Source organism: Pseudomonas sp. NPDC087614 (genome assembly GCF_044743485.1).
GTDB lineage: Bacteria > Pseudomonadota > Gammaproteobacteria > Pseudomonadales > Pseudomonadaceae > Aquipseudomonas > Aquipseudomonas baetica_A.
The window spans coordinates 1-6,576 of the sequence record NZ_JBIUWN010000133.1 but is presented as its reverse complement, the minus strand read 5'-3'; the positions used below and the strand labels follow the sequence as shown (position 1 = coordinate 6,576).

At 58.1% G+C, this 6,576-nt stretch carries 10 protein-coding genes, 1 tRNA gene and 1 pseudogene; 9 read left to right on the top strand and 3 right to left on the bottom strand.

Annotated elements, in window-relative coordinates; all coding sequences use genetic code 11:
• The 9 genes and pseudogenes from ACIOWA_RS26995 to ACIOWA_RS26955 form a co-directional block, all read left to right on the top strand.
• Window positions 1-712, top strand: a pseudogene (locus ACIOWA_RS26995) (DNA cytosine methyltransferase); the annotation flags it as partial.
• 332 nt (window positions 713-1,044) lie between these two features.
• Entirely contained in the window at window positions 1,045-1,692 is a 648-nt protein-coding gene (locus tag ACIOWA_RS26990) for a DUF4406 domain-containing protein (RefSeq protein WP_401162824.1), read from the top strand.
• Window positions 1,692-2,276: a hypothetical protein gene (locus ACIOWA_RS26985; protein ID WP_401162823.1), complete on the top strand. Its 585-nt coding sequence runs from the start codon at window positions 1,692-1,694 to the stop codon at window positions 2,274-2,276. Before ACIOWA_RS26990 ends, ACIOWA_RS26985 begins: the two co-directional genes overlap by 1 nt.
• A 77-nt stretch (window positions 2,277-2,353) precedes the next feature.
• Window positions 2,354-2,938, top strand: coding sequence for a hypothetical protein (locus tag ACIOWA_RS26980; RefSeq protein ID WP_401162822.1), 585 nt, complete (start codon window positions 2,354-2,356; stop codon window positions 2,936-2,938).
• A gap of 73 nt (window positions 2,939-3,011) precedes the next feature.
• Window positions 3,012-3,275 carry a hypothetical protein gene (locus ACIOWA_RS26975; RefSeq protein WP_401162821.1) on the top strand — a complete coding sequence of 88 codons (264 nt, stop codon included), beginning with the start codon at window positions 3,012-3,014 and terminating at the stop codon, window positions 3,273-3,275.
• Entirely contained in the window at window positions 3,272-3,589 is a 318-nt protein-coding gene (locus tag ACIOWA_RS26970; RefSeq protein ID WP_401162820.1) for a hypothetical protein, read from the top strand. Before ACIOWA_RS26975 ends, ACIOWA_RS26970 begins: the two co-directional genes overlap by 4 nt.
• A 51-nt stretch (window positions 3,590-3,640) precedes the next feature.
• On the top strand, window positions 3,641-4,231 hold the full coding sequence (locus ACIOWA_RS26965; protein ID WP_401162819.1) for a hypothetical protein: 591 nt from the start codon (window positions 3,641-3,643) through the stop codon (window positions 4,229-4,231).
• A 46-nt stretch (window positions 4,232-4,277) separates the two neighbouring features.
• Entirely contained in the window at window positions 4,278-4,679 is a 402-nt protein-coding gene (locus tag ACIOWA_RS26960) for a hypothetical protein (protein ID WP_401162818.1), read from the top strand.
• Entirely contained in the window at window positions 4,565-5,746 is a 1,182-nt protein-coding gene (locus ACIOWA_RS26955; protein ID WP_235378443.1) for a tyrosine-type recombinase/integrase, read from the top strand. The genes ACIOWA_RS26960 and ACIOWA_RS26955 overlap by 115 nt, the downstream gene beginning before the upstream one ends.
• Window positions 5,747-5,815: 69 nt before the next feature.
• Here ACIOWA_RS26955 and ACIOWA_RS26950 read toward each other — a convergent pair.
• The 3 genes from ACIOWA_RS26950 to ihfA form a co-directional block, all read right to left on the bottom strand.
• A tRNA-Pro gene (locus tag ACIOWA_RS26950) sits at window positions 5,816-5,892 on the bottom strand.
• A gap of 89 nt (window positions 5,893-5,981) precedes the next feature.
• A complete protein-coding gene (locus ACIOWA_RS26945; protein ID WP_003179985.1) occupies window positions 5,982-6,338 on the bottom strand; it encodes a MerR family transcriptional regulator in 357 nt (118 codons plus the stop codon).
• Window positions 6,319-6,576 (bottom strand): integration host factor subunit alpha (ihfA, locus tag ACIOWA_RS26940; RefSeq protein ID WP_401162817.1); only part of this gene is annotated, 258 nt, incomplete at its 5' end. The genes ihfA and ACIOWA_RS26945, both read right to left, overlap by 20 nt.

The window sequence follows — 6,576 nt, the reverse complement described above, 5'->3', positions numbered from 1 at the left end:
GGGCATTTCAACCGTATTCATGGCTCAGATGAATGGTGGGTTCAATACCACGGCCGCCAAAAGCATCGAAGATCCGATGACCACGGTGACCAACACCGGAAGCCAGCAGCAACTGGTGACCGCCAACCTGGTGCACTTGCGCGGCAACTGCGATGCACGGGACGCAGCCGATCCGCTGCACACCATCAGCGCCGGTGGCACTCACCACGGGCTGGTCACCGCTTTCATGGAGCGCCAGTTCGGCGCCAGCGTTGGCCAGGGTGTAGACGAACCGGCGCCGACCATCACGGCCGGTGGTGGCGGGAAGAGTTCGCTGGTTGAGTTCCAGCTATCACCAGAGGTCGAAGCCGGCGCACTGAGGGTCGCCGCATTCCTGATCAGCTACTACGGCACCGAGAACATGAGCGCCGCCGACGCACCAGCGCCAACCATCACCACCAAGGATCGGCTAGGCCTAGTCACCGTCACCATCAAGGGAACGCCTTACGTGATCGTCGACATCTGCCTTCGGATGCTTCAACCGGCCGAACTGTACAAGGCTCAGGGCTTCCCCGCCGACTACATCATCAGCCACGGCGCCGACGGAAAGCCTTTCACCAAGACCCAGCAGGTGCATATGTGCGGCAACAGCGTCAGCCCGCCGCCGATGGCTGCGCTGGCACGGGCCAACGATCCTTGGAGGGCTGCAGAGAACGATGCAGTAGCCGCCTAACCCCTTATCAGGTTGTGTTGTTTTGCTGCGAACGTTGAAAGGTTCGGTACGTCACCTGTTGCCCGATTGGTTGCAATCCAAATCCTCGTCGCCTCCACATCGAGGCTCTGTTGATTTGCATCCAGCTCGGCCAGAAGACTTCCAGATATCCGATACCGGCCACATCCGCTGCAGTTCCAATCCTGATAATCGCCTAGCGGAGCAATATCCTCAGCCGATTCATTGCAAATTCGACATGCCATTTCCTGCACTCCTTGTGAATGACCATTTAACTGTAGCTGATCCCTCGCCACTCTCCACCGCCCGGGCATGCCCCGGCATAGGACATTGCCATGCCCACAGAAAACCGTATCGACTGCCCCGCGTTGCGCAAGCGCAGCAACACCTACCCGTTTGGCGAAAGAGTGCCGCGCACGGTCCGGATGCTGAAGACCGTCACCGCCGATCCTATGCCAGGCGTCGGGCTCGCTTACATCAAGGGTGATATGCCGGTTGCCATGGTCGGCCAATCGTATCCGGTGTGGACGAACAGCCACGGCGCCGTCGCGGCGGTGATGCCCGACGGCAGGCACCTTGGCCTTCGCCCGGCGGAGTTCGAGGTTGATACCTGGCACGACCTGTCTACAGCTTCAGCAGGTTCTGGTGTCACCCTGGCCGCCACCCGCGCCAACCGCCTGTACCTGGCCGGGCCGATGACTGGCTTCGAAGACTTCAACTTCCCCGCCTTCAACAAGATGGCCGCCGAGCTGCGCGCCCGGGGCTACGTCGTCGAGAACCCCGCCGAGCATGGCGTCGTCGACGGTGCGGACTGGGCTGACTACATGGCCTACGACCTGACGCGGCTCGGCCTATGCGGTCAGGTTGCTGTGCTGCCCGGCTGGGAGAACTCGAAAGGCGCCCGGCTCGAAGTGCACATTGCCCGCGAGCTCGGCATGAAGGTTGTGAATGCCCATGATCTGGTATCGATGGAGATTGCATGATGCGTGACATAAAAACGCGTAAAGGCTTTGAGTATTGGGACAAGATCTGCGCGCTCAAGCACTACGGCTTTATCCACTCGCCTGACAACAGCCGGGTGCTCAAGGCCGAAGGGATCGGCAACTGGATCGACAAGCACGAAGCGCAGGAGATCGTTGACCAGGCTCAGGATGAGGTCAATCAGCTCCGCGCCGAGCGTGACGCCCTGCAGCAGCGCCTGAACGCAGCGGATCAAATGAACGATGATCGTGCCGGGACCTGCGAATGGAGTCGCGAAGACGACAGCGGCATCTGGAACAGTGGTTGCGGTGAGACCTGGTCATTCCACGAGGATGGGCCGGAAGAAAACGGCATGCACTTCTGCCATTCCTGCGGTAAGCACCTGGTGGTTGAGGTCGCTGAACAGGAACAGGATGACGACTGGCATATGAACCCGTGCAAGCAAGGTCACCGCGATGTCGGCGCGGCCGGTGGTGTGGCGGCGTGCAACCAGTGCGACGAGAAGATCGAGGCCGCGACCACGCAGGAGGCTTTCGAGCGCTGGAACGCGACACACCCAGCCAGCGAATCAGCCGAATCCCGATAAGAGTACATCTGTACTCCTCCAGCAAAATTACTCCATTCCCCTTCAAAGTCAGCCGCTATAGCGGCAAGGACGAAGTCATGTCTGAAGAAAAAGTCGTGATGTACGAATCCCCCGAAGCCGCCAGCATTCAGACCCTCACTGGATGGGTCGCCGCAGATGGCCGCTTCTGGGGCAACGATGAACACATGGCCCGCTACTGCGGCGCAACTCACCGACGCTGCGACATCAACCCTGAACACCCTATTTATGAGGTGAACAGTTCCTGCAATGAGTGCCGACACGTCCGGCGCCAAGCAAAATTCGCGGCGATGCCAGTCAAGGACTGGGCCGGCGAGCCTCTGGTTATCTTCGATGGCAACCGCTACTTCTTTGATGAGGACAGCCTGCGCGACTACCTGATCGACAGCGATATCGAACTGGCTGACGTTCAACTCTGCATCTGTGAGCCGAACTATCCCCGTGAAATCGACCCGGAAGACCATTTCTGCGATGACCTGCCGGAAGACGGCGAGATCCGCGACGATCAGTTGCTTGCTGCGTTCGAACTGCTGAACGAGATGATCCGCAAGTCTGAACCCCTGTCGTGGTCGGAAGGGGAATTCGCAGCAAGGCTCCCGCAATCGCTCATTGATGAAGTCGCCACCGCGAGAGCGGTAGCATGAGAGGTTCAGCCATGATCTTCGCCCCGCTCTACATGGCCTACCTGATCTACAGGGGGCCGTGGCGATGACACAGATGAGCGACATCTTTCCGGAAATGACTGTGGAGCAAGAAAAGCAGTGGTTCGCCGAGCAACAAGAAGCGCACCGTCTGGAGCTGGAGCGCGAGAAGATTGAAATCGCTCAGCGAAAAGCCGTCGACCACTACATCCGCTGCCGAGACTGCGGATCATTCGTCCAAAAATGGCGATGGGTTCGAAAGGATCACCCCCAAGCAATCAGCCAAGGATGGAGACCCTTGTGCGGCTCTTGCTTCGATAACTACGACAATTACCCATGAGCCGCATGGTGAGCGTCCGCACCGAGGAACTGGCCGGCCCGGCGCTTGAGTGGGCAATCAGCGCGATTGAGGGTGATCAGCAGCCCGGTACCGGTCAGCTTCAACTCTTCGCCGCGCCCGACGCCGATCACCTGATCACGAAGTACGGCGTCTGGGTCGATGTTGGCCACCGACACCCATGGCTGGCCGACGCGACGAACGATCCGTTCAACCGCCAGCCCGGCGAATCCCGAACAATCGCTGTGTTCCGCGCCGTGGTGTTTTCCAAGCGCGGTGCAACCTTGAAGGTTCCCGCCGAACTGATCCAGCAGTAACACCTCCCCCAACTCAACAGCCTGCCGGTGTACGGCGGGCGAGGAATTCGCATGCCTACTGGATATACAGCCGACATCAAAGACGGCATCAGCTTTTCGACTTTTGCGCTGAACTGCGCTCGCGCATTTGGCGCAACCATCACCCTCCGCGACGAGCCGGGCGGCGGGGAAAAGATCCCTGAAAGATTCGAGCCAAGCGACTACCACGCGAAAGCACTGGACGCAGATCGGGAAACGCTTGCGGCCCTGGAGTCGATGACACAGCGCGAGTGCGAATTGAAAGCTGCTGCGGATCACACCGAAGCGGAAGTGCAGCGCCTTTCTCGGATCAAAGAGCATGACGACCTGCGCCAGCGATACGAAGAAATGTTGAAGTGCGCTCGCCTCTGGATCCCGCCGAGCGAAGAGCACGCATGCCTGAAGGAATTCATGATCCAGCAGATCACCGATTCGCTCAAATGGGACTGCGACACCAGCTATTACGCAACACCTACCCCAGTGCTGTCTGGCTTGGAATGGTTGGAGTCCGCGAAGGAAAAGACCATCAGCAGCATCGCATACCACAAAAAAGCCTATGCGGATGAAGTTGCTCGTACTGAGCAGCGAAACACTTGGATCAGCGCTCTCCGCGCCAGCCTGTAACCCATCACCACCTTCTGCCGCCACGCGCGGCATGGAGCATCACCTCATGACAAATCGAAGCGCGGCCCAGGTCGCGCCCATCCTCCCGCGCTTCATTCGCGCCGGCGAGGCATACGGCTATCTCGGCATGTGCCGGGACGAATTCAACAAAACAGTCCGGCCGAACGTTCGTGAATTCCCGATCGGGAAGCAGGGCGTCGGCTTCGACCGGATCGAGCTGGACCAGTGGGCAGACGCCTACGTTGAGTCCATGGCAATTGATAAAGCGGCCAATCAGGACAACAATCAGCCCCGCAGTGGGCGCCAAGGAGTTAATAAATGGCGCGAAAAACGATCTCCGGTCTCTACGAGAGAAACGGAATCTGGCACATCGACAAGGTCGTCAGAGGTCAGCGACTTCAGGAAAGCACTGGAGCAAGCGAAAGGCAAGAAGCGGAGCAGTACCTGATTCACCGGCTGGAAAAGCTCAGGCAGGAAAAGGTCTACGGTGTGCGCCAGGTGAGAACCTGGCGTGAGGCAGCGACGCGGTTCCTGGTGGAGTTCAAGGATCAGGCGTCGATTGGCCTGTCAGCATCACACATTGAACAGCTGGATCCGTACATCGGGGATCTGCCGATCACCCATATAGATGACGGAACACTGGCGGCTTTCAAGCGCGACAGGCAGAAGCCGACGAAGAACGAAAAGGGGAAGGTGAAGCCAGGCGTCTCAAACCGCACGGTGAACATCGCCTTACAGCGAATCGTTCGGATCTTGAACCTGTGCCACAGGAAGTGGCGAGACGCAGAGAAACGGCCGTGGCTGGATAGCGTGCCGATGATCTCGATGCTGGAGGAAAGGAAGTCGAGCAGAAAGCCCTACCCCATGTCATGGGCAGAGCAGTCGATGTTGTTCTCGGAAATCCCTGACCACCTGTTGAGGATGTCACTCTACAAGGTGAACACGGGTTGCCGAGAGCAGGAAGTCTGCAAGCTTCAGTGGGATTGGGAAATCCGAGTGCCGGAACTGGGAACGAGTGTGTTCCTGATCCCTGCTGACTTTGGCGGGAGGAGTGAAAAGTCTGGCGTGAAGAATGGCGATGAAAGGCTGGTGGTGCTGAACAAGGTGGCGATGTCGGTCATCGATGGACAGCGCGGCCTGCATTCGAAGTATGTCTTCCCGTATGGGCAGTCGGACGAGTACGGACCAACCCCGATGCACCGGATGAATGACACAGCGTGGAAGAAGGCCAGGGTGAGAGCGGCGGCGAAGTGGGAAATGGAACACAAGTCACCGGCACACCCTGGGTTCAGATCGATCAGGATTCACGACCTAAAACACACCTTTGGCAGAAGGCTTCGTGCGGCGGGCGTGACACTGGAGGATCGGAAGGCGCTCTTGGGGCACAAGAATGGTAGCGTTACGAGCCACTATTCTACCGCAGAACTTGAGCAGTTGATTGAGGCGGCAAACAAAGTGTCGGCAACCGATTCGCGAGGACCGGCTCTGACCATCCTGAGGAGAAAAACGGGATGAACCCCCGCAAAAGTCCCTACGCATGAAAAAGCCCAACTCGCGAAAGTTGGGCTAAGTCATTGAATAATATGGTCGGGACGGAGTGATTCGAACACTCGACCCCTAGCACCCCATGCTAGTGCGCTACCGGACTGCGCTACGCCCCGACTGGTTTTGTAACTCGCTCTTCGCCTCGAAGAGCGCTCAAGAATATATCGCAAGCTTTTGAAAACTGGAAGCATTCAAACGCAGCTTTTTATTTCTTGAGCACAACCAGCACATCTTCGAGCTCGGCAATCATCTGCCGGATCATCTGTTTGTATTGGGTGGTGTCATCTTTGGCTTCATCGCCGGACAGACGCAAGCGTGCGCCGCCGATGGTGAAACCCTGATCGTAAAGGAGCGCACGGATTTGCCGGATCATCAGCACATCCTGGCGCTGATAATACCGGCGGTTACCGCGGCGTTTGACGGGGTTGAGTTGAGGAAACTCCTGCTCCCAGTAACGCAGCACGTGTGGCTTTACAGCACACAGTTCGCTGACTTCACCGATGGTGAAGTAACGCTTGCCCGGGATAACGGGAAGTTCGTCGTTATGACTTGGTTCCAGCATAAGCCTCAACTCGGGCCTTCAACTTCTGCCCTGGACGAAAGGTGACCACACGGCGAGCCGTGATCGGGATTTCTTCCCCCGTTTTCGGGTTGCGGCCAGGCCGCTGGCGTTTGTCCCGAAGGTCGAAATTGCCGAAACCCGACAATTTGACCTGCTCGTTGTCTTCAAGAGCGTGCCTGATTTCCTCAAACAACAGTTCTCCCAATTCCTTGGCGTCCCGCTTGTACAGGCCCAGCTC